Below are 26,397 nucleotides of genomic sequence, written 5' to 3'. Positions count from 1 at the left end.
AGGCAGGCTTCAAATCCGTCCTGCATTTTTACCGGCAGGCTGGACGCCGCCTCCCATCGCCCCGCTGATGTCCTCCCCGTTTTCCGGCCATGCGCCGCGAATCCGGCGGAGGACCGTCGTTTTCCGCTCCGCGGGGTATTTTCTCGCGGCCTGTGTGCCGCTGGCGCTCATCCGCAAATGGGCCCATCCGGACGGGCAGGAGAGCCGCCGCCTGCGCGGCTTGCTCTGTTAGAAATGCAGGATGTTAATCAAAAGCATCCATACCAGTCCATAGAATGTGACCACGGCAATTAAATCATTGATTGTGGTGATGAGAGGACCGGAAGCAACGGCGGGGTCCACGTTCAGCCGCTTGAAAAGAATCGGAATTACCGTCCCGGACAAGCCGGAAAGAACGACGGACAGCAAGAGCGCAAGCCCTGTGCAGAGCGATACGGAAACTGCCAGCAGAACAGGCTGTCCCTTGAAAAGGGTCAAATAGGCCCCCACCAATAGGGCGGACAGGACGCCGAGTATCAAACCGTTGACCACTCCGACCCGAGCCTCTTTTCGAATGAGAAGCAGCTTCTGTTTTCCGCTGACCTGCTCATCCATCAATACGCGGATGGTGACCGCCAGAGACTGCGTTCCCGCGTTTCCGGACATGTCCAGAATCAGGGACTGAAAACTGACGATGATGGCCAAATGGGCCACTACGCTTTCAAACAGCCCCACCACGCTGGACACCACCAAGCCCAAGCCAAGCAGAACGACCAGCCACGGCAGCCGTTTGCCGATGCTTTTCCTGAGAGGCTCCTGCAAATCCTCCTCCGCGGACAGGCCGGCCAGCTTTGCATAATCATCGCCCAGGGCGTCGTCTATCAGCTGCGTGATCTCCTGGGATGTCAAAACCCCGCAAAGCTTATTCTCCGTGTCCAGAACGGGAATGGAGTCCTCGGAGTAATCTTTGATGCGCTCCACGCATTCGTCAATCTGCTCATTGACATATACATAGGGATACGACGTCATAGTAATCGTGTCGATCCCCGTATGCTCCCGGGCAATAATCAGGTGTTTGAGGTCGATCGCGCCCACCAGAATTCCATCTTCACTCACGACATAAATTGTCGAGATATTGTCATGTTCCTCCGCCTGATCGATCAGTGTGCGCATGGCCTGGCGTACGCTGCTCCCGGCGCAGATGGAGATATAATTCGTAGACATCTTGCTGCCGATCTCGTCTTCGTCAAAGGAGCTGAGAAGCAGAATTTCCTCCCGCACCTCCTTGTCCATCCATTCGATCAGCATATTGCGCTGGGCCTTTTCCAGCTGGTGCAGGTATTCCGCCGCAGTGGAGGCTTCCAGCTGAGAGAGAACGTCCACCTGCCTGCGGAGGGTGAGTTCCTTGACGTATTCATCCAAATGCCCGGAGTACTCCAGAACGCTGGCCAGCTCTCCGGTGTCCAATATGCCGTAAAGCCGGCCTCGCTCCTCCCGGCTCAGCAGCTCCATGGCCGCCGCGATGTCATTTTCATGGTAAGCGTGAATGCGCTCCTTCATCGGCTGCGGAGTGAGCGTTCCGCGAAGGATTTGGGCGATTTCCGCTTTGTAGTCCGGGTGTTGGGCAGCCGTCAGGTTCTCGGCTGCAAAATTCAGCTTCTCATTCATTGTCCAATACCTCCCTTGCACATGGAGCGGTTGGCGGCCGCTGTGGGTTTTTGCGGCAAAGGCGGAAGCAGAGCAGCGATTTGCAGGCCAAAAAGGGCATAAAAATACCACTGTCATTTGTGGGCCAGGTTGCTCCGGATCGCCTTTCGCAATGCAGCATGGCTTTCAAAATGGACAATGGTGCTTCAAATATCCGTACAGCAAGTAGCAGTCAGATCCAATCCCGCAAACAGCCGGACGCATTCTGACGGCAGGAAGACACCTTGCCCATATTTCGACTACTACTGCCGCTGTCCATAGATTCACCTCATTTCAAGTTCCAAATGGTTTGCATGGTGCCTTGATTTACCGCTTTTAGTATATCATAATCCGGAAAAAGAATCAACTCCAAATCTGCTGGTTCCCTTTTCGGAAAAGCGCTGCCGTGGTGAAGCTCCGGCAATTTTTAGAAAAGATACGGAACCATAATCAGGTCCTATGCTGCAATACGAATGGAAACTCAGTATTAAAGAAGGAATTATGAAAAACTGATATAACATCGCCCTGCGGACGGTAAACCCTATAAAGTTAAAGAAAAACGGGGAAGCCGGCCATGTAGGCTGTGCATTGGAAACTGTTGGCGGGGCAATATTTACCGGCATTTGCATTGATGTGCCATGTTCAATTGGGTTCTGCGTGGAACAAGCGGCTATTGCGGAAATGCTTAAAAATAGCGAAACCAAAATCGAAAGGATTGTGGCCGTATACGAAGACGGAAGCATTTTGCCGCCCTGTGGAAAATGCAGAGAATTGATGTCACAATTAGATGTTTATAATGAACATACAGTCGTCGCTGTGGGCCATGAAAAGGAAGTTACGCTTAAAGACCTGCTGCCGGAAAGGTGGGACCGAACATGGGATTAGAAAAGCTGACAGATCGTATTTATTTTTTACCGCATGAACCAGAGTTTGACAGGCCCATGCTGGCTTATGTGCAGGGCGATGCGTTTTCCCTAGCGATTGACGCGGGATATTCCGCATCCCATGTAAAAGACTTTTATGGAGCATTGGAGGCCAACAGCCTGCGGGAGCCCCATTTTACAGTCATTACACACTGGCATTATGACCACACATTTGGGATGCACGCTATCAAAGGCGTCTGTATCGCACACCGAAAAACAACCATTTTTTGAGGGTGCAGCAGGAAAAAGCGCAGGACCCAAGCTACCTGGATCTTCTGAAAAAAGACGATCTTCATTTTGCAAAAGAATATGCCGGACAAACGGAATTGCACATTGTCGTGTCAGATATTGAATATGTGGATGAAATAACATTGAATTTGGGGAATGCAACAGCCCGTATATTCCATAACATTTCGCCGCATTCGGAAGATACAACCTGCGTTCATATACCGGAGGAAAACGTTTTATTTTTAGGTGACGCCGCAAGCGAGGACTTTTTCCATGGCGGCTATATGGACCGCGCGAAATTAAACCAGTTAATTCAAATGATCTCTTCCCTAGACTGCGAATACTGTGTATTAAGCCATTGTGAGCCTATGAAAAAGCGTGAGCTGCTTGTGTATTTAGACAGCATTAAATAGTTTAGAATATCCAGGTCCCCGGGGGGATCGCAGCAATGGAAAATCTTCATTTTGACGTTTTGATGGTTCATATTCTCCCCCATGTCCATATTGAAAGCGGCTGGAGCTGAACCCCGCCGGGGACATGCCGGCGCCGCTGGCCGCGTTGACCTGGACCCTCTACTCCATGCTGGCCAAAAAATCAGCGCCTATGGCTATCGCACCATCTTCGCCTGTTCTCCCCTACAAATCGGAATCGGTTGCTATTTTTTAGCTTTAAGAAACAGCCCTTTACCCCTTCTATAAACCTGTACTGCCTTAAATCCAGAATTATAAAAAATAATCTCTAACTCTTTTTTACTGTATATCCTCACGTCGCCACTTTTTGAAAAGGGTATCCAAAATTTATTTGCAAAAAATCTAAGTACTCCTCCAAAGTTAGGGTCAGCTACATACACTGTACCAGTTCTCTTTAAAACTCTTTTACATTCATTTACAAATCCTTGCGGATTATCAAAATGATGAAATGCACAACATATCGTTATGATATCAATACTTTCATCTTTCCATTCAAGTGGATAGCAAGGCTTTACCTCAAAATTCATATTAGGATAACGCTGTTTTGCGGCATGAATCATGTTCTCTGATACATCTATTCCAGTTGCTTGTATTTTGGCTTTTTTCGATAATTCCCTCAATAGAGTTCCATTTCCACATGCAACGTCAAGAACGACATCGCCTTCGCTCAAATCTATCATATCAGATAATTCGTTAATATGAAATCTGGTATATTGTCCTTCTCTTGACGTATCATACTCAAATGCTATTTTATTGTACGCAATTCTTGATTCTTCTGCTTTCTTATTCATGTCGTTTCCCCAAATCTCAATTTACCGCTTTTGAAAATCAAACTGTATGTTCATAAACTGCCATAAATAATTATTCATGGCAGTTTATGAACATACAAAGTCAAATTGGGACTATTTACACGGTTCCTGTGATTACAGCGGTGACTTCCGCAGCCGTTCTCCACGAGCGCAACATCGGACGGGAGCGATAAAAATGGAAGCGTACGTCATGGTGATTGACGAAAGCCTGCCCCAGGACTTGGCGGCAGACAGCATCTTGGCATCGTCAAATCCCCCAGGCCGCCGCTGCCCGCCGTCCTCCCCATTTTCCTCAGACCTTTTGTTCAAATTCCTGTGCCGTCTTTTCCAGCAGCTCCCGGATGGGCAGATGCTGGGGGCAGGCCTTTTCGCACTTGCCGCATTTGACGCAGGAGCTGGCCTTGCCGCCCTGCTTCGTGTGGACCTCGTTATAGTAATAGTCCGCGTTCCAATCGTGGTATATCTGCTTGGTGTTCATAACGGCAAACAGGTCCGGAATGGAAATGTTCTGCGGACACCCTTCTACGCAGTACCGGCAGGCGGTACAGGGAATCAGGTGCATGGAACGGAAGACCTCCCGCACCTTGCCGATGGCCTCCAGCTCCCGGTCGTTCAAAGGCTGGAAGTCCTGCATGAAGCGGATATTTTCCTCCACCTGCTCCAGGCTGCTCATACCGGAGAGGACCATCATCATCCCCTCAAACCCGGCGGCAAACCGGATGGCGTAGCTGGCGGGGCTGCCGCCGTGAAGCGCGTCCAGAATCTCCGCAGCCTTCTCCGGGAGCTTTGCCAGATTGCCGCCCTTCACCGGCTCCATGACGATGACCGGCTTGCCGAATCTGCGGCAGACCTCGTAGCACTTCCGGCTCTCCACGGCGGGGTCCTCGTAGTCCACATAGTTAAACTGAATTTGAACCACCTCGATCTGCGGGTACTCGGTCAAAATCTGCTCCAGCACCGCCGCCCGGTCATGGAAGGAAATGCCGAAATGACGGATTTTCCCTTCCGCCTTCAGCTCCAGCGCCGTCTCATATGCATGGCAGCGCTTGAACATGGAAAAGTTTTCCATGCTCTGGGCGTGCATCAGATAAAAGTCGAAGTAGTCCACGCCGCAAACCTCCAGCTGGCTCTGGAAAAAGGGCCGGATGTCCTCCTGCTGTTTGAAATAGAAATTGGTCAGCTTATCGGTGAGGATGTAGCGGTCCCTGGGATAACGGCTGGTGAGGCACTCCCGCAGGGCCAGCTCGCTTTTGCCATCCAGGTAACCGTGGGCCGTGTCAAAATAGTTAAAGCCGGCGTCCAGAAACGCATCCACCATCCGGCAGGTCTGCGGGATGTCCACTTCACCGTCCTGCATGGGCAGGCGCATCGCGCCAAAGCCAAAATTCTTTTTGATGTTCTCCATCGGAAGTCCTCCTGTCAAGTCGTTGGTTTTAAGGGGCCATAGAAGTACGAGGCCGTGGCTCCGCCGTCAATCAGAACATCCGTGCCGGTGATGAAAGTGCCTTGGGGCCCCGTCAGCAGCTCGTCCTCCTCAGGCGTCAGTGCGGGCATCCTCCAGCCGGAATGACTGGAGATGGTCACCCCCGCGCCGCCGGGGGCGGTCACCTTCCCCACCTCCTCCAGCAAAACGGCGGCGCCGTAGAGGTCCGCCTTCAGAATGGACGCAACGGGCGCCTGGCTGGGGGATACGCCGGCGGCATTGACCAGCATGGAGATTTCCCCGTACTTCTGTCCCTCTCGGGTCAGGGAAAGGATGGATTCTCTAGAGGAAATATCCGTCTCCACCGCTGTCACGTCAAACCCGGCGTCCATCATCGTCTTGGCAATCGTATGGGCGTTTGTCCGGCTTCGATCGCCCACCACGATCTTTTTGCCAAATCCGGCCCGGCGGGCAATTGCCATGCCGATTTGCCCCGCACCAGTCCAAAGCATAACCCCTTTCATATTGATTCCTCCTTCTATGATCAGATGAAACCATTATATAGCCTAAAGTGGACTCCAAGTCAAGAACATTTCCACTTCCCGCGCATCTCAAAACAGGGCTGCCGGCGCGCAGCCGTCCCGGACTCAGGAGCCCGCAGGTTGCGCCGCCTTTCCCAGCAGGCGCGGTCCGCCAAAATAGCAGCCCTTTTTCCAATAAAGGGAAAGCACCCACTTGGAGGACACCATCCCAAGTGGGTGCTCTCGCCGCCTGGGATTAACTTGCGCCGTTCCCAGCCGCTTCCAGCATATGATCGATTAAAATTCCATAACCTTTGGTAGGATCGTTCAGCAGGACATGGGTCACCGCACCCACAATTTGGCCATTTTGGAGTATCGGAGAACCGCTCATCCCCTGCACAATGCCGCCGGTAACCTCCAGCAGCGCCGGGTCCTTGACGGAGAGCACCAGATCACGGCCATCCGCCGTACCGGAAACCACCTTCAAAATTTCAATCTCATACTCCTCGACCTCATCTCCCCGGACATTGGCCAAGATAACCGCCGGCCCAGGCAGAGCCGTGCCGGCCGGAATTGCTTCCGCCTCTGCAATCGGTTCCTCCATCGTTCCGAAAATGCCGCTGGCCGTATTGGCGTACAGCGGTCCCAAATCGCCGGTTAAGTCAAAATCGCCCCGCAGTTCCCCGGCGGAACCAACCTCCCCCCGCTTCACCGCTTTCACTGTAGAGGGCAGGATGGACCCGTTGGAGAAGGGCATCAACAGCGCTGTGTCCGTGTCCGTAACGCCGTGGCCCAACGCGCCGAAGACGCCGGTGGCCGGGTCATAATACGTCATCGTACCAATTCCCGCCATGCTGTCCCGAATCCAGGCGCCAATGCAATAGACGCCCTGCTCGTTCTGGGCAGGCTCCACCGAAAGCGTCACCTGGTTGCCATTCCGGTTGATCTGCAAATCTGCGGCGCTGCCGCCGCTTTTTTGCAGCAGGGACTGGAACTGCTCTGTGGACGTCACCGCGCTGCCTCCGCACTCCACGATCACGTCCCCCGTCCGGAGACCGCATTCTCTGGCGGGAGTCCCGCCTTCCGTGAGCTTCACAACCACCACGCCTCTTGAAAACAGCTTGATGCCCACCGTATGCCCCACCGGAACCAGCATTCTGGGCCCCGCCGCCTCTACAGGCATTGCGGCGCACAGCAAAAACGCAAGCGCCAGCGCCGCCCCGGTGCCCAGCGCCCGCTTTGCGATTTTTGAAGGTCCATACAATCAGATCACCCCTTTCCATCATCTCGCCGGAAACACGCCTCCGATCCAAGCCGCAGCCATTTTTCGGACATATCCGCAGATCGCGTTCCGGCCTGTTTATCATTTGCCGAAACTCCGCGTTCAGCACAAGCAAAAAGCGGCAGCGCCTCCATGGTGCGGCTTGCCTGTTCCGGCGCGGCAACGCATGAGAAAGACCCCGGAGGAAAATTCCCCCAGGGTCTTATAGTTTTTCTTGAGGCCGCGTCAATCTCTTTTATTAAAAATGTTAAAAATCGCCTCGAACGGGTCATCCTCGGGGACCTCCGGTTTGGGCACATCCTCCTCCTTCAGCGGCACAGGCTCCGCCGGGGCGGCCGGTTCCTCTGTCTTGGCGGCCTCCTCCGCCATCTTGGGCAGCTGACCGGGGGCCTTTTCAAAGCCGGTGGCAATGACTGTCACGCGAATCTCGTCATCCAGCGTCTCGTCGAAGGTAGCGCCGAAAATCGTATTGGCGTCGGGGTGGACCGAGGCCTGCACCAGTCCGGCAGCCTGCTCGATCTCCTCCAGGCCAATGTCGGGAGAACCGGCCACATTGATCAAAATGCCCCGGGCGCCGTTGATACTGGTCTCCAGCAAGGGACTGGAAATGGCCATCTTGGCGGCCTCCTCCGCCTTGCCCTTTCCGGCGGCGCGGCCCACGCCCATGTGCGCAAGGCCCGCGTCCTTCATAATAGCGGTGACGTCAGCAAAATCCAGGTTGATGAAGCCGGTGTCCCGAATCAGATCGGAGATGGACTGCACGGCCTGGCGGAGCACGTCGTCGGCAATTTCAAAGGCGTTGGCAAATGTAATTTTCTGGTCCGTGGCGTGCTTGAGCCGCTCGTTAGGAATGATGACCAGAGAATCCACCTTCGTCCGCAGCTCCTCAATGCCGCCCTCGGCCTGCTGCATGCGGCGGCGGCCCTCAAAGCCAAAGGGTTTGGTCACCACGCCCACCGTGAGGATATCCAGCTCCTTGGCCAGCTCCGCCACAATGGGGGCCGCGCCGGTTCCGGTGCCGCCGCCCATACCGGCAGTGATGAAGACCATATCCGTCTCCTCCAGGGCCTTGGCAATCTGGTTGCGGCTCTCCTCGGCGGACTTGCGGCCCACCTCTGGGTCCGATCCCGCCCCTTGTCCATGGGTCAGCTTCTCGCCAATCTGAATTTTGTAAGCGGCGCTGGAGATATTCAGCGCCTGCTTGTCCGTATTCACCGCCACAAAGTCCACGCCCTTTGTACCGGAGCTGACCATGCGGTTCACCACGTTGTTTCCAGCGCCGCCCACACCGATCACCTTGATGTTTACAACGGTGTCGGGACTGGTTTCCAAAGCAATTGCCATAGTGCTGCCTCCTGCTATCATTTGTGCGGATACCCCTGCCATGCGCGCCATGGCAGAGATGGTACATTTACGATTCCCGCCCTTGAAACGGGCAATGTTCGCGGATTCAGCCCCGCCGGCTGACTCCGTTCTCTCTCCAGGGCGCCGGTTTATGGAACGTTTTTCCAGTCCCCGGCACCCATAACACTCTTTTTCTATTGTATGCCACTTTTTCTCTCCGGTCAAGTGTCTGTTTCACTTTCGACGCAAATTCTCAAAAAATCCTGACCCAACCTCCACTCAGCGTACATTTTGAATCAGTCTGACCTCGTCGCTCTTCAGCTGCAGATCAATGGTTCCGGTCATATTGCTCTGAATTTTTTCACTCTCCAGAGTGGCGGTCAGCTTCTTCAGCTCCCAGTCGTAATCCGCGCCGTAGGCCATCCGCACCGTGAAGCGGCCGATGTAGTCCATTTTCAGACAGCCAAGGTCATCCAGACGAATCCCGTCCACGTTCTCCGTCAATCCCGCTCTCTCCAAGGCGGCCAGAAGGTCCAGAAGGCTGGATTGCTGCGAAGCATATTCCGTGGCCAGGGCGATGGAGGATCCCACCGAGGGCGCCAGCAGCTCGCAGCCGGAGATGAGGCCATACTGTCCGGCCTCTGCCTCCGGGACCTGCTCCACAATTTTTCCGCTGCTGCTGATGAGCCAGGCAATCTCCTCCTGTATCAGCACAAAAGGCCGGCCGCTCTCCCGCACCTCGATCAGCAGTGTGTCCGGCAGCTTCCGGTTCACCCGAATGTCTTCAATGTAAGGCAGCTGGTCCCAGATGTTCCGCCGTACGTCATATTTGTTTAAAAGGTACATATTCGCCCCCAGCTCCACGCCGCAGGCCGCCTGTATCTCCTCCGCCGTATAACGGTTCTGCCCTGTGACAACGATGTTGTCCACCCGGAAGAACAGCGTCATGGCCAAGATAATCGCCGTGCAGATCAGCAGAACGGACAGGAGCTTATAGAGAAATCCCCCCCCTCCCCTACGCCGCTTCGAATGTTTCCTTCTTGCCATGACTGCCGCTCCAATTCTATCTTCCAGGCGTCTCCCAGGAAACGCCCCTGGGAACCGCCGCTGAAGGCCGCGGACGGCCCCCGCTCTCTTTCAGGTTAAGTACGTTTTCGCCCGTCAATTCTCAGCGCGGACAATATCCGCCCCCAGGGCTCTCAGGTCCCGGGCCAGGTCCTCGTAGCCCCGGTCAATGTGGCTGATTTCAGAGACTGCGGTCTCCCCCTCCGCCGCCAGAGCCGCCACGCACAGCGCCGCCCCGCCCCGAAGGTCCGTGCAGCGCACCGGCGCGCCGTGGAGATGCTCCACCCCGGAGACCACCGCCACCCGGCCGGAGACCCGAATACCGGCTCCCATGCGGGTCAGTTCATCCACATGGCGGTATCGGTTTTCAAACATGTTCTCTTCAAACACCGTGGCGCCCCGGCTCTTCAGCAGCGACGCCATCAGGATGGCCTGGGCGTCGGTGGGAAAACCGGGATAGGGGGCCGTCCGCACCGGGCGAACCGCCGACATGCGGCCCCGGCATGTGCAGGCCACGCCGTTTTCATCGGAGAGGAGGGTACACCCCGCCTCCCGCAGAATGGCCGTAACCGTGGACAAATGCTCCTCTTTCGCGCCCCGCAGGAAGACCTCTCCCCCGGCGGAGGCCGCCGCACAGAGATACGTAGCCGCCGCAATCCGGTCCGGCATAACGGTATAAGTACAGCCGTGAAGCTCCCGTCCGCCCTCAATGGTAACAGTGGAGCTCCCCGCGCCGGAAACCCTGGCCCCGCAGGCGGTCAGAAAATTCTGAAGGTCCACGATCTCCGGCTCTCGCGCGGCGTTGGCGATGATGGTGACGCCGGAGGCGCCGCAGGCCGCCAGCATCAAATTCTCCGTGGCTCCCACGGAGGGCAGGCTCAGCACGATCTCCCTTCCCCGAAGCCGGGCGGCCCTGCAATGAAGCGTTCCCCCGGCGTCGTCGATCTCCGCCCCCAAATCCCGCAGGCCCGAGAGGTGCAGGTCAATGGGTCTGGGACCCAGCTCGCACCCGCCGGGATAGCTGAGCTCCGCCTGCCCGCAACGGGCCAGAATGGCTCCCAGGAAGATGGCGGAGGACCGCATTTCCCGCATCAGCGTATCTGAGACGGCACAGCCGCTCAGGTCCTTGGTATCCACCAAAAAGGTGTTCCCCTCCCAACGGGCCTCACAGCCCAGGCTCCGCAGAATACGGGCCGAGGCGTCCACGTCCCGCAGACGGGGGCAGCCCCGCAGTTCCACCTGGTCCGCCGTCAGAAGCGTGGCCGCCAGTATGGGCAAAACGCTGTTCTTCGCCCCCTGAATCTCGGTCTCGCCCCGCAGGCGGCTGCCGCCTCTTATGATTAACTGGCTCATTTCCGTCCCTCCGCTCAAAGAATGGTGTAACGCTCCATCCTATGGGCCAGGAGGATTTCTGGTTACTTTCGAATTTCATTCACCGTCTGGTAAATGCGCTCCGCCGCGTCCCGGATTCCAAGAGCGGACATGGCTTCTTCCATTCTTTGGCGTCGGGTCTCGTCATGGAGAATGCCGCTGGCGGCCTGAAACAGCGCCTGACCGGAGCACTCCGTCTCCAGCAGCACCGCGGCGCCGCCGGCCTCCTCCAGCGCCTGGGCATTTTTTTCCTGATGGTTGTTGGTCACATAGGGAGAGGGGACCATCAGCGCAGGAGTTCCCAGCGCCGTCAGCTCGCTGATGGTGGAAGCCCCCGCCCGGCAGATCACCAGGTCCGCCGCCCGCATGACGGGGGCCATGTCGTAAATGTACTCCCGAAGCTGGAGTGAGGGAAGCGTTCCCAGGTCCACGCCCTTCTCCCGCAGGGCCTCCAGCATCAGGGGGCAGCCCTGTTTCCCGGCGGCGTGGATGTGGTGAAACGGCTGCTTCGCCGCCTCCAGGGCCAGAAAATCCGCCATTTGGCGGTTCATGCCCAAGGCCCCCAGAGAGCCCCAGAAGGAGACGATCAGCGGTCTCCCGTCGTCCACGCCCAGGGCCCGCTTGGCCTCGAGCTTTGTCATCGAAAAGAAGTCGCTCCGCACCGGTGTACCCGTCACCACTACCTTCTCCGGGCGGCGGTAGTGCTTCCGGCAGGACTCGAAGCCCACCATGATTTTGTCGGCGTAGGTCTCCAGCATCTGGGTGGTCAGTCCGGGGACCATGTTGGACTCGTGGACCGCCGCCGGAATATTCGCCTTGGCGGCGGCCTTGACCATGGGATAGCTGGCATAGCCCCCCGTGCCCACCACCGCGTCCGGCCGGAAGGCCCGGAGAATGGCTCTGGCCTCCCCCGGGGCCCGGAGGAGATTGCCCACGGAAATCACGTTGTGCTTGATCTCGGCAAGCTTGAAGGAGCGGTGAAAGCTGGAGATGTGGACCGTCTTGAAGTCGTAGCCCGCCTGGGGGACCAGGTCCTTTTCCAGTCCCCGCTCCGCGCCGACAAACAGAATCTGCGCCTGGGGATTCTTCTCCAGAGTCAGCTGGGCCAGGGCGATGGCGGGATTCACATGTCCCGCCGTGCCGCCGCAGGTAAAAATCACACGCTGTAAGGGTTTCCTCATGGCGAACGTCTCCGTTTCCTTGAAGAACGGCCCTCCGGCGGTCCGGGGAACCGGCCGGGGTCCTTCTCCACAAAGTCTATCCCGCTTTGGTTGGGCGCATCTGCCGCGAGACCGACAGCACTACCCCCATCTCCGCCAATTGAATCGACAGGGCCGTGCCCCCGTAGCTGAAAAAGGGCAGGGAGATGCCGGTGGTGGGCAGCAGTCCCGTTACCACGCCGATGTTCAAAAACGTCTGCATGGCGATCAGGGTGGTGACGCCGATCACCAGAAGACTGCCGAACCGGCTGCGGGTGTGCAGGGCAATCCAATATCCCCGAAGAATCAGCGCCGCGAACAGCACCATGATGATGGAGGCTCCAATCAGCCCCAGCTCCTCGCAGATGATGGCGAAGATGAAGTCGTTGTGCTCCTCCGGAAGGAACAGGAATTTCTGCCGGCTCTTCCCCAGGCCCACGCCCAGAAGGCCGCCAGAGCCGATGGTAATCAAGCTCTGGGAGAGCTGATAGCCCTTGTTCTGGGCGTCTGCCCACGGGTTCAGCCAGTATTGGATGCGGGAGGTATTATAGCCCACGACGAACAGGGCGAAGTACAAAAGCCCCGCCGCCGAGCCCAGGGCCCCAAAAACCCAGGCCCAGTTAATCCCCCCCACCAGCATCAGCGCCGCGCCCACGCCCAGAATCAAAATCGCGCCGGAGAGGTGGGGCTCCACGGCCACCAGTCCCGCCGTCACCACCAGGATCATGGCATAGGGCAGGATGCCGTAGCGGAAGGTCCGCATCATGTCTTTCTTCCTGGATATGCTGTCGGAGAAATAGATGACCACCGCCATCTTGGCAATCTCCGAGGGCTGAAAGGTGAAGAGCTCGCCCACGCCCAGCCAGCGGGTCGCGTTGTTGCGGGTGACCGCCAGGGGGTTGTGGGGAATGATGACCAGAATCAAAAGGACGATGGAGACGTACAGCAGCGTCTTCGCCACGCCCCGGAAGCGCTGGTAGTTGATCTTGCCGATGAAAAGCATGGCCGCGATGCCCATCATGGCGAACACCGCCTGACGGACAAAATAGTATGTCGGGTCGTTTTTCTTGGTGGTGTAATAAGCAGAGGGGAAGCTGGCGGAAAGCAGCATGACAAGGCCAATGGCCGTCAGCAGCAGCACCAGAAGGCAAAAGGGCAGATCAATGGGGCCCTTGGCCAGTTCCCGGCTCTCCTCTTCCAGGGCCTGCTGGCGCAGGCGCTGCTCCTGGCGGCGCTGGGCCTCCTCTCGGCTCAGAGGACGGCGGCGGGGCCGCTGCTGGGGAACGGGAAATGGTATGGCGACACTCTGCCGGGGCTTCGCCGGGCGCTGCTGGGCCGCTTTTCCCCGCGCCTGCGCCGGACGCTGCTGGACCGGCCTTCTCCGTGCCTGCGCCGGGCGGCGCTGAGACTCCGGACGGCGCTGAGGCCGGGGCGGCTCCCGCCGGGCGGCGGAGCTGTTACGGGACGCCATAGGGTTCCTCCTCTGCTTCGAAATTTGACTCTATCAATATCTCCCCTGAATGCCGAGCCAGGCCAGAATGCAGAAGAGAGCCGTCACACTGGAGAACACCGTCACCAGCTTTGCCTCGCTCCAGCCGGAGAGCTCCAGATGGTGATGCAGCGGGGCCATTTTGAAAAAGCGCTTGCCGTGGGTGACCTTAAAATACGTCACCTGGATAATATCGGACAGGGTCTCCAGGATGTAGATGATTCCCACCAGAATCAAAATCAGAGGCATATCCATGGCAAAGGCCAGAGCCGCCACCGCACCGCCCATAAAGAGGCTGCCGGTGTCTCCCATAAAGACCTTGGCGGGATGGTGATTATAGCAGAAGAAGGCCGCCAATCCCCCCGCCAGGGCCGCCGGGAACAGGGCCAGGGGCATCATCTTCCACAAAGCGGCGGCGGCGGTGAAGAACACCATCACCACAAAGGTAACGCTGGAGGATTGCCCGTCGATGCCGTCGGTGAGATTTACGGCGTTGACGCAGCCCACGATGACAAAGGCGGCAAAGGCCAGATAGAGAATCCAGTTCACCGTGAAGGTCACGTTGAAAAACGGCACATAGAGCTGGTTGGTCAGCAGCCCTTCATAGCGCATCAGGCTGAGAAACAGCACGGCGGCCGCCAGTTGGAGCATGAACTTCTGCTTGGCCGTCAACCCTTCGTTCTGGTGCTGGCGAACCTTGCGGTAGTCGTCCACAAAGCCGATCAATCCGAAAATCAGCGCGAACAGATAGACGTAGAGATGGGCAAATTCCCCTCGCAGCATGGGCTCCCAGCCCATGAGGAAGGCCGTGACGCCGGAACCAACAATGAACATAATACCGCCCATTGTGGGCGTGCCCGCCTTTCCGGCGTGCCAGGCGGGACCTTCCTTCCGGATTTCCTGTCCCGCCTTCAGCTTTCGAAGCTCCGCAATGACGAATTTTCCCAGCACCAGGGTCAGCAGAAAGCTGACACCCATGGCCAGCAGCAGCGTAACAACCATATTTCTCCCTCTCCCCGCCCGATTTTGTACAGGCGTACTTTCTCACTTATTCAAGTAATCCGCGACGATCTCCCGCTCGTCCATGTGCCGCTTCTCGCAGCCTACCTCCTGATAGGTCTCGTGGCCCTTGCCGCAGAGGACAATCACATCCCCCGCCTCCGCGTGGTCCAGGGCCCAATGGATGGCCTCCACCCGGTCCTCCACCACCTTGCAGGGCGTCTCCGTCCCCTCCATCCCCGGCAGGATATCCGCGATGATGTCCGCCGGACGCTCCGTCCTGGGGTTGTCGGTGGTGACGATCACAAAGTCCGCCGTCCCGGCGGCAATGCGGCCCATCTTGGGCCGTTTGGCTTTGTCCCGGTCCCCGCCGCAGCCGAACAGCGCCACGGTCCGCCCTTTGGCAAATCCCTTCACGGTGGTGAGGACGTTTTCCAGACTGTCGGGGCTGTGGGCGTAATCAATCAGGACGGTGTAGTCCTTCCCCGGCGTGGGAACCACCTCCACCCGGCCCTTCACATGGGGCACGCGGCCCAGGACGGCAGCGCTCTCCTCCAGGGGAATTCCCAGAGCCAGGGCGGCAGCCAAAACGCCCAGGGCGTTGTCTACCATGAAATGCCCGGGAATGTTCACCCGGACGGGAACCCGTTCTTCCCCGCGCACGGCGGTGAAGGCGACATGATCCGCCGCCAGGACCACGCCCTCGCATTGGAGATCCGCCTCTCCGGCGCTGGCGTAGGTGAAGAGCTTGCAGGACGCGTGTTCCGTCAGACGGGGCGTCCAGGGGTCGGCGGCGTTGACAACGCCGGCGGCGCAGTTTTGGAACAGGATGGCCTTGGCGTCGCAATAGGCCTCCATGGTCTGGTGGAAATCCAAATGATCCTGGGTCAGGTTGGTGAAAACTCCCGCTGCGTAATGAACGCCGTAAACCCGGTCCAGCGTCAGGGCATGAGAGGAGACCTCCATCACCACATAGGTGCAGCCCGCATCCCGCATCCGGGCGAAGAGCTTCTGGAGCTCAAAGGACTCCGGCGTGGTCCGTTCCGTGGGCAGTATCTCTGCTCCAATCATATTCTGGTTTGTGCCGATCAATCCCACCTTTTCGCCCCTGGCCTCCAAAATCGCCTTCAGCAGGTAGGTGCTGGTGGTCTTTCCGTTGGTGCCGGTGATGCCCACCATAGTCATGGCCCTGGCCGGATGGCCGAAGAAATTGGCCCCCACCACTGCCAGCGCCCGACGGGAATCCGCCGTCTGTACGTAGGGCGTCTCCCCCTCCGGCGGAGTCTGGCACAGCACCGCCGCCGCTCCGGCGGCCATGGCCTGGGGAATAAAACGGTGTCCATCCACTGTATAGCCGCTGAGGGCGACAAAGAGGTCGCCGGACCGCACCTGCCGGGAATCATAGCAGACGCCGGCAATTTCCATCTCCATGTCCGCTGCGGCGGAGCGGATTTCCAATCCCGCCAGCAGTTCTTTCAGCTTCATATTTGTAAAACCTCCATCCCGCATCATACGTTCTTGGCCATTGTAACCCAGATAAAACGCAATGTATACGGCATATACTGTCGAAAATCAGGCAAAAACTGCTGTCAGCGTCCTTGCCGCCGCTTTTCCGGACATCTGCCTCAGCGGAACGCATCCACGCCCTCCATGAGCGGCAAACGTCCCCTGCCGGTCTTCCTCCGGGAACGGTCAGTCCCGGACGGAGCTGTCGCCAAACCGGACGGTAACCACGCTGCCCGGAGCCAGCTCGGTCCCCTCTCCGCGGTCCTGGGAAATGGCCCGCACGTTGCCGGAGTCTGTACTGGTGGTGCCCGCCACCCGCATGATGAGCCCCGCGTTGGTCAGCGCCTGGTTGGCCTCGGCGGCGGTCATACCCACCACATTGGGCACGGTCCGAAGATCGTTGTTCTTCTCCTCCCCCAGATAGAGGACGATGGAGGCGTTGTTGGGTACGATGGCGCCGCCCTCGGGGGTCTGCGCGGTGACCTCCGTGCCATTGCCCACGGCGCGGAAGGCAAAGCCTGCATTCTCCAGCCGGCTCTTGGCGGTCTCCAGGTCCTGCCCCACCACGTTGGGCACGGCGGCGTCGGCTCCCGCCAGCTGGGCGGCGGTGTAGTCCGGTTCCACGCCCAGAACGGGGAGAATTTCACTCATGATCTGGCTGGCCGTGGGCGCCACCATATTGCCGCCGGAGGGGAAGGTCCCCGTGGTACGGCTGGGCGTATCCATGGTGATCAGCATAATGTACTGCGGGTCGTCCGCCGGAGCGAAGCACATGAAGGACACCACGATGTCTCCCTTGGGGTTGCTGGCAGTTCGGGTGCCGGTTTTGTCGGCCGTGCCGGTCTTGCCGCCGATGCGGTAGCCCGCCACCTGGCCGTTCCTTCCGGTGCCGGAGGCCACCACATACTCCAGGCACTCCCGGACCGTGGCGGAGGTCTCCTCGCTGATGACCTGCCGGATGCACTTGGTCTCATGCTGCCTGAGAATATTGCCCTCGCTGTCCAGCACCTGCTCCACCACGTAGGGCTCGTAGAGGTATCCCCCGTTGACGCAGGCCGCCTGAGCCCGGATCAGTTCCAGGGGCGTAACGTTGAAGGTCTGGCCGAAGGAATAAGAGGCCAGGGAGACCAGATTGGAGTTGAAGTCCTTCTCATCGGCAAAGATGCCCTGCGCCTCACCGATCATGTCCACGCCGGTCTTTTCCATCAATCCGAAGGATTTGAGGTACTCATAGAACTTGCTGGTACCCAGGGTCTGGCCGATCTTGATGAAAGCCGGGTTGCAGGAGTTCCCCACCGCCTCCTTCAGAACCTGATGTCCGTGACCGGAGGTGCGGGAGCAGTTAAAGGGTTTATCCCAGCCTTTGACCATGACGGAGCCGGAGCACTCGTAGGTGGAGTTCATGTTGATGACGCCCTCCTCCAGCGCCGCCGCCAGGGTGATGGGCTTGAAGGTGGAGCCCGGCTCGTAGGTGGAGTCGACGCATTTGTTGCGCCACTGGCTCTGCATGGTGTCGTTCTTGGCCTTGGTCACCGCCTGTTCATAGGCGCTCACCCGCTCTTTCTCGTCCTCCTCCACACCCGCCGCCTCTCTTGCGGCCGCTGCCGCAGCGTCCTGCGCCTCGTATTGGTCCCGGTTCTTTTCGATCTCCGCCAGCTGTTTATCCAACTTGCTTTTCAGCTTCTCGTCGTAGAGAACGCCGGGCTGATTGGAGTCGTAGTTGGGATAGGAGGCCATGCCCAAGAGCGCCCCGGAGTTCACGTCCATGACGATGCCGGTGCCGCCGTTGGCGGCGTCAAACTTACTGAGCATGCTTTCAATACCCTTCTCCAGGGCGATCTGGACATTGATGTCCAGAGTCAGCACCAAGTCGCTGCCGTTCTCCGCGTCGAAGTACTGCTCGTACTGGAACAGCAGAGGCTGATTGCGGTTGTTCTTGGCGGAGACCGTCATGCCGGCGGTACCGGAGAGGTCGCCGTCATACTTGGCCTCCAGGCCCACGCTGCCCTTGTTCTCCGAGTTGACAAAGCCAATGATGTTGGCGGCCATGGCGTTATAGGGGTAATACCGCTTGGAGTCCGGCTCCAGGAAAACGCCGGTGATGGTGCGCTGTTCCTTTTCCGGAACCTCGTTCCCCTCCTCGTCAATCTGCCCGTTGACGAATCTTCGAATCTCGTCAGCGATCTCCTTCTCCGTCTTGTTGCGGAGCACAATGTACTCGTAGCTGGTCTTTTCCATCTCCTTCTCGATCTTCTCCTGGTCCATCTCCAGGATGCGGCTGAGTCCCCGGGCAATGTAGCTCTGGTCCAAGATGGGCTGGCGGGTATAGGTCTCCCCTTTTTCCAGGGCCCTGGCCGCCGCCTCGTCCTGGGTTTTCTGCTGCGCGGTGACGAAGCGGTCAATCCGCAGGGGGTCAATGAACACCGTCTCCGCTGTGGTGGAGCTGGCCAGAATGTTGTGGTTCTTGTCGTAGATGGTCCCTCTGGAGGCAGTAACGGCGGTCTCCCGGGTCTGCTGGTGCACGGCCCGGGCCTGCATCTCCTCATACTGGTTGATCTGAAGGTCATAAAGCTTCCAGAACAGCAGCAGGAAGGTGCCCACGCCCAAAAGCAGCATCATCAGCAGCGTCCGTCCCCGGATGATCTGATTGGCCCGGCGGGCGGATTCGCTTTTCCTGTGGGATGGGGGGGGATTCTGGGAACGGTTCGCCATGCTTTTTCCTCCTGAATATGGAAACTGAAACGGGAATGAAACAAGGGAGCAAGAAGACCTGTCTTCCCGCTCCCCTCCGGGCGGCAGGAGCCGTCCGAATTCTTTGTATCTTGGAGCTTCAGACCGTGTCCGCAATCTGCCGAAAGGGCCCTGAGGCGGAAGCCGCCCCAGGGGACGCGCTGGTTTCGTTAAAAATCGTTCGACATTGAACAACCGAAGCTCAAACAGGGCCGAAGGATTTTGTCAGCTCATTATAGTGCGGCGGTCAATCGAAATATTCCACCACCGCGTAAACGCCCCCGTGGAGGGACGAGAGAATCCGGCTGAACAGCCCGGGCTCCTTCTGCTGATACGCTACGGCGGAATCTCCTTCCGACAAATCCAAATGGCTCATCTGGGTGCTGCTGGGCTTGGCCATACCAAAGGCCTCCGCCGCCTCCTTCACCGAGGCCATATCAAACATCTGCTGGTATTGGGCGGTCAGATGCACATTCTCCGTCTCCAGCTCCGCCAATTGATTTTGCAGCTTCACGGTCTCCGCAGAGAGCCGCGTCAGCTGTACATAATTCATCAGCACCAGCATGGCCAGGGCCATCACCGCCGCAATGCTCAGCACCGCCAGGGGGGACACATACTGCCGTTCCCGCACCTGAACCGCCGGCGCGGCGTGAACCTTGGCCTCTTTTCGTACCTTGGGGGCCTCTCCCGCATGGCGCAGCTCCCGCTCGCGGACCGCATAGTCCAAGTCATAGGCCAGACTGCCGCTGACCGTCTGCCTTCCGCGATACCGCATGTCCCGTGCCGCTGCCGCCATGGAGCTGCCTCCCTTCCAATCTCAATCCGCCCCCACGGGGCACAGGCCCTAGGGTTGGGCGCTTACAGTTTCAAAGTCTCCAGCTTTTCCGCCGCCCGAAGGCGGGCGCTTCTCGCTCTGGGGTTTTCCTCCACCTCCGCCGGGCTGGGGGTGACGGGTTTATGCAGCCGCAGCAGCGGCTTCTTCCCGCACACGCACACCGGGAAATTCGGCGGGCAGGTACAGCCCTGCGCCAGCTCCCGCAGCGTCCGTTTGACAATACGGTCCTCCAGAGAGTGGAAGGTAATCACCGCCAGCCGCCCGCCGGGGCGGAGCTTGTCCGCCGCCGCCTTCAGCATAGGAGGCAGCGCGTCCAGCTCACCGTTGACGGCGATGCGGATGGCCTGAAAGCTCCGCTTGGCGGGGTGCTGCTTCTCCCGCAGGGCCGCCGGGGGCATGGCGGATTTGATGATATCCACCAGTTCCAGCGTCGTCTCAATCGGCCCGCTTTCCCGGGCCCTTACAATGGCGCGGGCAATGGCGGGGGCACAGCGCTCCTCGCCAAAGTCGTATAACATCCGCCGGAGCTCCTCATAGCTCCAGGCGTTGACCACCTCCCGGGCCGTCAACGGCGCGGAGCGGTCCATCCGCATGTCCAAAGGCGCGTCCTTCTGATAGGAAAAGCCCCGCTCCGGATCGTCCAGCTGCGGAGAGGACACGCCCAGGTCAAACAGCATTCCGTCCGCCCCGTCCACATCCGTCAGGACGCCGTCCAGCTCCGAAAAGTTGCTGTGAATCAGCGTCACACGGTCCATCCAAGGGGCCAGCCGCTCCTTCGCCGCCTCAATGGCGGCGGCGTCCCGGTCAATGCAGATGAGGCGGCCGGCGGTCAGCCGCCGGGCGATCTCCCGGGAATGTCCCGCCCGGCCCAATGTGCCGTCCACATAGGTTCCGTCCGGGCGGATATGCAGTGCCTCGATACACTCATCCAGCAAAACCGGCTTATGTATATACTCCACAGGCGCGTCACCCCCTGTTCCGGCGGGCACGGGCCAGAGCGTCCATAGCCGCGGCCATATCCACCTCGTTGAGCATCCTCTGTTCCCGGGCCGTCCAGGTCTCCTCGTCCCAGATTTCCGCAAACGTATTCAGGCCCACAATGGTGCAGGTCTTCCGCAGCCCCGCATAGTCCCGCAGATCGGCGCGAATCTGTACCCGCCCCTGCCCGTCAGGCTCACACTGCACCACATTGGCGTACAGCAAATCCAAAGCCCTTTTCTCCGTGTAGGTCAGCTCTTCCATCTCGTCAGACATCTGCTCCCATTTGTCCTGGGGGTAGATCGTCAGACAATGTTCGGCGCCGATGGTGATATAAAAAGTATCGCCCAAAGCCTCCCGCATGGTGGAGGGAATTACCAGGCGGCCCTTGGCGTCGATGTTGTTATTGGACTTGCCCATCAGCCTTGCCATAAAGCCGCCCCCCTTCCCCCCTTTTTGGGATGAGATGGGGTTCTGCACCACTTTGGTACCTCTATTACCCACTTTTCCCCACCTGTCTTTTCTAGTATACGGAAAACTGCTTTGAAAAGCAAGGATTTTTTTTCGACAGAAAATGAGACATATTCTTCAAAATCCTCTCTTTTCCTCCCATTTTCTAAAAACTAAAACGATCGTTCTACTTTTTTCGCCTCCCCCTTCGTAAAATAAAAAACCCCCATCGAAGCATCGTTTTGCTCCGATGAGGGCTCTTTCTCCAGTTTTCAATCCATATCCAGTACCAGCCGCCGCTCTTTCAACATCTTCTCCGGCAATTTGTACAAAATTTTTTTAATTTTATGTAAACTTAACCATTATTCTCATCGTTTTTCTGCTCTAACTTCTGCCGCTGCTCCTGCATTTTGGCGTTGGACGCCGCGCGGAACCGGACACGGGACTGCTTCACCTCATCCAGCGCGGCCTGCACCGCCTCCTCCGTCCGAGCCAGGGCGTCCTCGGCGTAACCGTTTGCCACCTGATAGAGCTGGCGGGAGCGTTCCTCCGCCTTGGTGACAATCTGGCGGGCCTTTTCCCGGGCCGCGTACATCACTTCGCTCTCGGAAATTTTAGTCTTCGCCTCCAGCTCCGCCTGACGCATCATGCGCTCCACGTCCCGCTTGGCGTCCTCCACAAATTTCTCCCGGGCGGCCAGCAGCTCCTGGGCCCGCTTCACCTCCGCCGGAAGCTGCGCCCGGAGCTCGTCCAGCAAATCCAGCAGCTCGTCCCGGTCCACAATGCTCATGCTGGGCTTCAGGGCGGGGGCCTTGGCATCCTCGATCCGCTCATAAATCATGTCGATCAGGCGGTTGATATCATTGGCCATGTGGTGTTATCCTCCCTTCTTTTCTCTCATATCCTCCACAAGGGGGATAATGGACGCGGGCAAATACTTCTCCAGCGGCTGACAGTAGCGGATCATTTCCCTCGCCATAGAGGAACTGAAATGCTGGTAGGCAGCGCTGGCGGGCAGCAGCATGGTCTCCAGTCCCGGGCAGATTCCCCGGTTGATCAGAGCCATTTGGTACTCCAAGTCAAAGTCCGTTCCATTGCGGACGCCCCGCACGATGGCACAGGCCCCGTGGGCCCTGGCGTAATCCGCCAGCAGGCCGGGCCAGAGCTCCGCCTCCACATGGGGCAGGTCCGCCACGGCGGTGCGGACAAGCTGAAGTTTCTGCTCCGGGGTAAACATCTGGTTTCGCTTTTCCGCATTGGGGCTGACACAGACCCAAACCTGGTCAAAACAGGCGGCGGTCCGCCGGATGATATCCAGATGGCCCAGGGTAATGGGGTCAAAGCTGCCGGAGCAGATGGCTGTTTTCATGGGCTGATCCCTCGTTATTTCCGTCAGTTCCCTCCCGCCGGAAGATCGTCACGGCAATCTTGCCATAGCGATAGCTCCGCTGGAGGCGGCAATGGGCGGGAGACGGCGGCACCCGGTCCGCCGGATGTTCCGCTACGATTATACCATAAGGATTGAGAATGTCAAATCCTGGCGCGGTGAGACGCGGCAGCGCCTGTTCCAAAAGGCCCGAGACATAGGGCGGGTCCAGAAACACCAGGTCGAATCCCTCTCTCGTCCCCGCCAAAAACTCCATTGAGTCCCCGTTGACCACCCTTCCCCGGTCCGCCAGCTCCGTCAGGGCCAGATTCTTCCGCACCAGCTCCGCTGCGTCCTTCCGCCGGTCCACAAAGACGGCGAAGGCCGCTCCCCGGCTCAGGCATTCAATGCCCATCTGCCCGGTTCCAGCGAAGAGGTCCAGCACCCGCCGTCCCTCAATCTCAAATTGCAGGGCGCTGAAAACCCCCTCCTTCACCCGATCGGTGGTGGGGCGGGTCTCCATTCCCTCCAGCTCCAGCAGGCGGCGGCCCCTGGCGGAGCCTGTGATTACGCGCATAACGGCTTTCTCCTTCTTCAGCAGGGGAAGTTTTCCCCTATTTTACGGCAAACCCTTCCGCATTTCAAGAGGCTTTCTCCAAAAACCGGCAGCTTACCCCTCGAAGCGGCGGTTCAATCTCCCTGCACCGCAATGGTACACTGCCCCAGATTATAAAACGGTTCCGCCGCCGTGGGTTCCAGTCCCTGCACCACGTCCGCCTGGGTCAGCACGGAGGTGGATTTGAAGCAGACCGGCAGAATGGGCGCCTGTTCTTTCAGATAGGCGCAGAGGTTCCGCATGGCGGCCCCACGGTTCTCCGCCGCGGCGAACTCCGCCAGATACTGCGTGGCCGCCGGGTCGGACCAGTGGCCATAGTTCAGCGCTCCCCCCGGAGTCAGAAGGCTGGAGAGGTCCCAGCCGGCGGTGAGGCGGGTCTCTCCGTAATAGAGATCAAAGTCCCCGGCGGCCAGAGCGGCGGCGTATTCCTCCCAGGGAAGCGCCTGGGCCTCCACCGGCAGGCCCCCGGCGGTCCAGGTCTCCGCCAGATAGTCCGCGATGGCCCGCTTGAAGCTGTTCTCCTCATTTACCAGCAGCACCAGCGGCCGCTCCGCGACGTAGCCGCTCTCCCCCAGGGCGGCAGCAAAGCCGTCCGGGGAATAGCGCTCCTCCAGGTCCGCCGGATAAAGAGAGGAGGCGGGAGACACCGGAAACTCCGCGGCGCTGCCATGGCCGGAGAGAAAGGCGCCGGCCACATTGGCCCGGTTGATTCCCGACCACAGAGCCCGCCGGAGGGACGGGCTGTCCAGCGGCGCTCGGGCGGTGTTGCAGCCCACATACTGCAATACCGTGGTCTCCGCGTCCAGGCAGCCAACGCTGCCGGTGGTGCTGACTGGCAGCACGCCGGTCAGGTCCACCGCAATCAGCTGAACCTCATGCGAGGAAAAGCGGTAAAGCATGGCGTCCGGGTCCGAGGCCTCCACCAGGGCAATCCGGTCCACGGGCTGCCCTCCGCCTCTCCACCAGGACTGGTTGGCAATGAGCCAGGCTCCGCTCTCCTCCTCCACGTAGAAATAAGGTCCCGTGCCAATGGGAGCGGCATCCTGGTGGGTGCCGGACTTGACAATGGGGATGTCCAGCAAAGCCGGAAGGGCGGTGTCAGGGCCGTTCAGCGCAATGGTCACCGTGTTCTCTCCGGCGCTGATGGAGGAAATCTTTCCCAAACGGCTCCGGTAGCGCTCAGACTGCCGGGCCCGCTCCAGGGAAGATCGCACATCCCGCCCCGTCAGCGGAGTGCCGTCGGAAAACTGGACGCCCTCCCGCAGGGTGAAGACATACCGGCTGGCCTCTGCGTCGCAGGTATAGCTGATACACAGGCTCAGCTGGGGCTCGAAGTTCCCATCCAGGCGAAACAGCCCCTCATACAGCAGCGACGCCGCCACCTGCTGCATCCCGTCGGGGCAGGCGATGGGGTCCAAAGTCTGCTCCGGCGTATAGGGCAGGGCGAAACGCTCCGGCAGAAGCGGCTCGTCCTCCTTCGCCGCCGTCTCCTCCTGCATGGGGGGCAGCACGTCGGCCTCTTCCTCCGGCGTCTCCTCCTGCCAGCAGCCGGTGAGCAGCGTCAGGAGCAGCAGCAGCGACGTCACAGTGCGCAGGCGTTTTTTCATAGTTTACCTCGTCTACCTCAACGGACAAGGAATCAGGGATCGAACCCGCCAATCCCTGACTCCCGATTTCCTCGCGTTCAATTCCCGGCGGCAATCGCCGCGCACTGGACGCCCCGGGCCTCCCCCAGCTTCCGGTGGGACCAGAACAGATCCCCGCGGCAGGCGGTGCAGAGGCCGGAAGACTCAATGTTCTCCGGCAGGACCCCCGCCCGCAGCAGCCATTGGCGGTTCAGCCCCTCCAGGTCCACGTGCCACTTGGGCCCCCGCTTCTCCAGATACGGCTCCGCCTCCTGCCCCAGGGCTTCCCGCATGGCGGCGGGGACGTCCTCGTCGCTTTCAAAACAGCACTGCCCGATGCAGGGTCCCAGGGCGGCCCGCAGGCGCTCCGGCTTCGCGCCGTAAAGCCGTCCCATCTCTTGGACGGTCTTTTCCACAATGCCCCCGGCGCAGCCCCGCCACCCGGCGTGGGCGGCCCCCACGGCCCCGGAATCCGGGTCGTGGAGCAACACGGTGCCGCAGTCGGCGGAAAAGACGAACAGGGTCAGCCCCGGCACGTTGGTAATCAAGGCGTCGGCGCTGTCATAGTCCCGCTCCCGGAAGAGGCCCTTCCCGGCGTCGGCCTCCGTACAGGCCCGGACGTTGGTCTCATGGACCTGCCGGGAGAGGACGGTCCGCTCCGGGTCTGCCCCAATGACGGCGCAGAAGCGGCGGTAATTCTCCAGCAGAGCATCCCGCCCGTCCCCCATGCCGGGGCGGAGGTTCAAGCTGTCCCAAGGGGCCGGGGAGGCGCCCCCCAGGCGGGTGGAAAACCCGTGGCGGACGCCCTTTAGAATGGAAGCGCCAAACCAAACCAAGCCATGTTCTTCATGGGGCTCAAAGGGCATGGAATTCCCCCCTTCGCGTTTCAAATCACAGACGTTTGAGTTCATCCAAACCTCCAAAAAGTCACAGAGGAAAAGGACCGGCCGTCTTTCCGGCGGAAGCCTCCCCGCCCGTCAGGACAAAATCCCATCCATCAGTTCTGATGGTACTCCGGGCAAGTACACTTCTTCCATTTCAGTCCGCTGCCGCAGGGGCAGGGATCATTCCGCCCAATCTTAACGACCTTGATGGGCTGCTTTCTGGGTTTCGTCCCATCGCCTCCCACATTCTCCACCATGCCCTTGGCCACCCGCTCCCGCTTGACCTCCTCGTCCTTGCGCAGGCGCACGGAGTACAGCCGCCGGACGGTCTCGTCCTGAATGGCGGAGACCATCTCCTCGAACATGGACAGCGACTCCTGCTTGTAGGCGATGACCGGGTCGGTGTTGCCGTAGGCCTGGAGGCGGATGCCCTGCTTGAGATCGTCCATGGCGTCGATGTGGTCCATCCAGTACTCGTCCACCACCCGGAGCATGACGACCCGCTCCAGCTCCCGCATGATGCCCGGGGTAATCTCCGCCTCCTTGGCCTCGTAGAAGTTCTCCGCGGCGGCGGTAAAGGCCGCGTCAAAGTCCTCCTGGCCCTTGCCGGGGATCTCCG

At 59.2% G+C, this 26,397-nt stretch carries 25 protein-coding genes; 3 read left to right on the top strand and 22 right to left on the bottom strand.

Annotated features, from left to right (window positions below; all coding sequences use genetic code 11):
* Window positions 1-228: 228 nt before the first annotated feature.
* Window positions 229-1,647 (bottom strand): magnesium transporter, encoded by a 1,419-nt coding sequence (gene mgtE, locus QZ329_RS06460; protein ID WP_295749864.1) that lies wholly within the window; start codon window positions 1,645-1,647, stop codon window positions 229-231.
* A 606-nt stretch (window positions 1,648-2,253) separates the two neighbouring features.
* On the opposite strand from mgtE, the gene QZ329_RS06455 reads away from it, so the two are divergent.
* The 3 genes from QZ329_RS06455 to QZ329_RS06445 are packed head-to-tail and all read left to right on the top strand — an operon-like array spanning window position 2,254 to window position 3,229.
* Window positions 2,254-2,550 carry a cytidine deaminase gene (locus QZ329_RS06455; protein ID WP_365351557.1) on the top strand — a complete coding sequence of 99 codons (297 nt, stop codon included), beginning with the start codon at window positions 2,254-2,256 and terminating at the stop codon, window positions 2,548-2,550.
* Window positions 2,541-2,819, top strand: coding sequence for an MBL fold metallo-hydrolase (locus QZ329_RS06450; RefSeq protein WP_295749862.1), 279 nt, complete (start codon window positions 2,541-2,543; stop codon window positions 2,817-2,819). Before QZ329_RS06455 ends, QZ329_RS06450 begins: the two co-directional genes overlap by 10 nt.
* 2 nt (window positions 2,820-2,821) lie before the next feature.
* Entirely contained in the window at window positions 2,822-3,229 is a 408-nt protein-coding gene (locus QZ329_RS06445) for a hypothetical protein (protein ID WP_295749859.1), read from the top strand.
* A 242-nt stretch (window positions 3,230-3,471) separates the two neighbouring features.
* On the opposite strand, the gene QZ329_RS06440 is transcribed toward QZ329_RS06445, so the two are convergent.
* From QZ329_RS06440 to QZ329_RS06340, 21 genes are all read right to left on the bottom strand, one after another.
* Entirely contained in the window at window positions 3,472-4,077 is a 606-nt protein-coding gene (locus QZ329_RS06440) for a class I SAM-dependent methyltransferase (protein ID WP_295749856.1), read from the bottom strand.
* Between the two features lie 310 nt (window positions 4,078-4,387).
* On the bottom strand, window positions 4,388-5,500 hold the full coding sequence (locus QZ329_RS06435) for an aldo/keto reductase (protein WP_295749854.1): 1,113 nt from the start codon (window positions 5,498-5,500) through the stop codon (window positions 4,388-4,390).
* A gap of 14 nt (window positions 5,501-5,514) precedes the next feature.
* Window positions 5,515-6,042, bottom strand: a complete 528-nt coding sequence (locus QZ329_RS06430) for an SDR family oxidoreductase (RefSeq protein ID WP_295749850.1) — start codon at window positions 6,040-6,042, stop codon at window positions 5,515-5,517.
* Between the two features lie 253 nt (window positions 6,043-6,295).
* Window positions 6,296-7,303 carry a SpoIVB peptidase gene (spoIVB, locus tag QZ329_RS06425; RefSeq protein ID WP_295749847.1) on the bottom strand — a complete coding sequence of 336 codons (1,008 nt, stop codon included), beginning with the start codon at window positions 7,301-7,303 and terminating at the stop codon, window positions 6,296-6,298.
* A 243-nt stretch (window positions 7,304-7,546) separates the two neighbouring features.
* A complete protein-coding gene (gene ftsZ, locus QZ329_RS06420) occupies window positions 7,547-8,665 on the bottom strand; it encodes a cell division protein FtsZ (protein ID WP_295749844.1) in 1,119 nt (372 codons plus the stop codon).
* 279 nt (window positions 8,666-8,944) lie between these two features.
* A complete protein-coding gene (locus QZ329_RS06415) occupies window positions 8,945-9,712 on the bottom strand; it encodes an FtsQ-type POTRA domain-containing protein (protein WP_295749842.1) in 768 nt (255 codons plus the stop codon).
* Between the two features lie 114 nt (window positions 9,713-9,826).
* Window positions 9,827-11,083, bottom strand: coding sequence for a UDP-N-acetylglucosamine 1-carboxyvinyltransferase (murA, locus tag QZ329_RS06410; RefSeq protein ID WP_295749838.1), 1,257 nt, complete (start codon window positions 11,081-11,083; stop codon window positions 9,827-9,829).
* A gap of 62 nt (window positions 11,084-11,145) precedes the next feature.
* A complete protein-coding gene (murG, locus tag QZ329_RS06405) occupies window positions 11,146-12,282 on the bottom strand; it encodes an undecaprenyldiphospho-muramoylpentapeptide beta-N-acetylglucosaminyltransferase (RefSeq protein WP_295749835.1) in 1,137 nt (378 codons plus the stop codon).
* Between the two features lie 76 nt (window positions 12,283-12,358).
* The gene (gene ftsW / locus QZ329_RS06400) at window positions 12,359-13,771 is read right to left on the bottom strand and encodes a putative lipid II flippase FtsW (RefSeq protein ID WP_295749832.1); all 1,413 of its coding nucleotides are present in this window, start codon (window positions 13,769-13,771) and stop codon (window positions 12,359-12,361) included.
* Between the two features lie 33 nt (window positions 13,772-13,804).
* Complete coding sequence (mraY, locus tag QZ329_RS06395) at window positions 13,805-14,791, bottom strand: phospho-N-acetylmuramoyl-pentapeptide-transferase (protein ID WP_295749829.1); 987 nt, start codon at window positions 14,789-14,791, stop codon at window positions 13,805-13,807.
* Window positions 14,792-14,833: 42 nt separating this feature from the next.
* Window positions 14,834-16,273: a UDP-N-acetylmuramoyl-L-alanyl-D-glutamate--2,6-diaminopimelate ligase gene (locus QZ329_RS06390; protein WP_295749826.1), complete on the bottom strand. Its 1,440-nt coding sequence runs from the start codon at window positions 16,271-16,273 to the stop codon at window positions 14,834-14,836.
* Between the two features lie 207 nt (window positions 16,274-16,480).
* Complete coding sequence (locus QZ329_RS06385) at window positions 16,481-19,006, bottom strand: penicillin-binding transpeptidase domain-containing protein (protein WP_295749823.1); 2,526 nt, start codon at window positions 19,004-19,006, stop codon at window positions 16,481-16,483.
* A gap of 265 nt (window positions 19,007-19,271) precedes the next feature.
* Entirely contained in the window at window positions 19,272-19,820 is a 549-nt protein-coding gene (locus QZ329_RS06380; protein ID WP_295749819.1) for a hypothetical protein, read from the bottom strand.
* A gap of 62 nt (window positions 19,821-19,882) precedes the next feature.
* Window positions 19,883-20,818 carry a 16S rRNA (cytosine(1402)-N(4))-methyltransferase RsmH gene (gene rsmH / locus QZ329_RS06375; RefSeq protein ID WP_295749817.1) on the bottom strand — a complete coding sequence of 312 codons (936 nt, stop codon included), beginning with the start codon at window positions 20,816-20,818 and terminating at the stop codon, window positions 19,883-19,885.
* 7 nt (window positions 20,819-20,825) lie between these two features.
* On the bottom strand, window positions 20,826-21,269 hold the full coding sequence (locus QZ329_RS06370; protein WP_295749810.1) for a division/cell wall cluster transcriptional repressor MraZ: 444 nt from the start codon (window positions 21,267-21,269) through the stop codon (window positions 20,826-20,828).
* Window positions 21,270-21,642: 373 nt separating this feature from the next.
* Entirely contained in the window at window positions 21,643-22,158 is a 516-nt protein-coding gene (locus QZ329_RS06365) for a hypothetical protein (protein ID WP_295749807.1), read from the bottom strand.
* Window positions 22,159-22,164: 6 nt separating this feature from the next.
* On the bottom strand, window positions 22,165-22,656 hold the full coding sequence (coaD, locus tag QZ329_RS06360; protein ID WP_295749804.1) for a pantetheine-phosphate adenylyltransferase: 492 nt from the start codon (window positions 22,654-22,656) through the stop codon (window positions 22,165-22,167).
* Window positions 22,625-23,251 (bottom strand): 16S rRNA (guanine(966)-N(2))-methyltransferase RsmD, encoded by a 627-nt coding sequence (rsmD, locus tag QZ329_RS06355; protein ID WP_295749957.1) that lies wholly within the window; start codon window positions 23,249-23,251, stop codon window positions 22,625-22,627. Before rsmD ends, coaD begins: the two co-directional genes overlap by 32 nt.
* Before the next feature lie 92 nt (window positions 23,252-23,343).
* Window positions 23,344-24,876, bottom strand: coding sequence for an ABC transporter substrate-binding protein (locus QZ329_RS06350; protein ID WP_295749801.1), 1,533 nt, complete (start codon window positions 24,874-24,876; stop codon window positions 23,344-23,346).
* 77 nt (window positions 24,877-24,953) lie between these two features.
* Window positions 24,954-25,805: a peptidoglycan editing factor PgeF gene (gene pgeF / locus QZ329_RS06345; RefSeq protein WP_295749799.1), complete on the bottom strand. Its 852-nt coding sequence runs from the start codon at window positions 25,803-25,805 to the stop codon at window positions 24,954-24,956.
* An 86-nt stretch (window positions 25,806-25,891) separates the two neighbouring features.
* Window positions 25,892-26,397, bottom strand: a 506-nt coding sequence (locus QZ329_RS06340; protein ID WP_295749796.1) for an SEC-C metal-binding domain-containing protein, incomplete at its 5' end; no start/stop codon positions are given.

Source organism: uncultured Oscillibacter sp. (genome assembly GCF_910579365.1).
Classification (GTDB): Bacteria; Bacillota; Clostridia; order Oscillospirales; family Oscillospiraceae; genus Oscillibacter.
Note: the sequence above shows the minus strand (reverse complement) of the source record. Positions and strands in the feature narration are given on the sequence as shown.

Coding starts and splice junctions, on each gene's coding strand:
- coaD (WP_295749804.1), bottom strand. CDS start 22,656: ATGAAAACAGCCATCTGCTCCGGCAGCTTTGACCCCATTACCCTGGGC.
- QZ329_RS06380 (WP_295749819.1), bottom strand. CDS start 19,820: ATGGCGGCAGCGGCACGGGACATGCGGTATCGCGGAAGGCAGACGGTC.
- QZ329_RS06350 (WP_295749801.1), bottom strand. CDS start 24,876: ATGAAAAAACGCCTGCGCACTGTGACGTCGCTGCTGCTGCTCCTGACG.
- QZ329_RS06440 (WP_295749856.1), bottom strand. CDS start 4,077: ATGAATAAGAAAGCAGAAGAATCAAGAATTGCGTACAATAAAATAGCA.
- QZ329_RS06385 (WP_295749823.1), bottom strand. CDS start 19,006: ATGGCGAACCGTTCCCAGAATCCCCCCCCATCCCACAGGAAAAGCGAA.
- ftsW (WP_295749832.1), bottom strand. CDS start 13,771: ATGGCGTCCCGTAACAGCTCCGCCGCCCGGCGGGAGCCGCCCCGGCCT.
- mgtE (WP_295749864.1), bottom strand. CDS start 1,647: ATGAATGAGAAGCTGAATTTTGCAGCCGAGAACCTGACGGCTGCCCAA.
- QZ329_RS06370 (WP_295749810.1), bottom strand. CDS start 21,269: ATGGCAAGGCTGATGGGCAAGTCCAATAACAACATCGACGCCAAGGGC.
- ftsZ (WP_295749844.1), bottom strand. CDS start 8,665: ATGGCAATTGCTTTGGAAACCAGTCCCGACACCGTTGTAAACATCAAG.
- QZ329_RS06390 (WP_295749826.1), bottom strand. CDS start 16,273: ATGAAGCTGAAAGAACTGCTGGCGGGATTGGAAATCCGCTCCGCCGCA.
- mraY (WP_295749829.1), bottom strand. CDS start 14,791: ATGGTTGTTACGCTGCTGCTGGCCATGGGTGTCAGCTTTCTGCTGACC.
- murG (WP_295749835.1), bottom strand. CDS start 12,282: ATGAGGAAACCCTTACAGCGTGTGATTTTTACCTGCGGCGGCACGGCG.
- QZ329_RS06450 (WP_295749862.1), top strand. CDS start 2,541: ATGGGATTAGAAAAGCTGACAGATCGTATTTATTTTTTACCGCATGAA.
- murA (WP_295749838.1), bottom strand. CDS start 11,083: ATGAGCCAGTTAATCATAAGAGGCGGCAGCCGCCTGCGGGGCGAGACC.
- pgeF (WP_295749799.1), bottom strand. CDS start 25,805: ATGAACTCAAACGTCTGTGATTTGAAACGCGAAGGGGGGAATTCCATG.
- QZ329_RS06435 (WP_295749854.1), bottom strand. CDS start 5,500: ATGGAGAACATCAAAAAGAATTTTGGCTTTGGCGCGATGCGCCTGCCC.
- QZ329_RS06415 (WP_295749842.1), bottom strand. CDS start 9,712: ATGGCAAGAAGGAAACATTCGAAGCGGCGTAGGGGAGGGGGGGGATTT.
- QZ329_RS06430 (WP_295749850.1), bottom strand. CDS start 6,042: ATGAAAGGGGTTATGCTTTGGACTGGTGCGGGGCAAATCGGCATGGCA.
- QZ329_RS06365 (WP_295749807.1), bottom strand. CDS start 22,158: ATGGCCAATGATATCAACCGCCTGATCGACATGATTTATGAGCGGATC.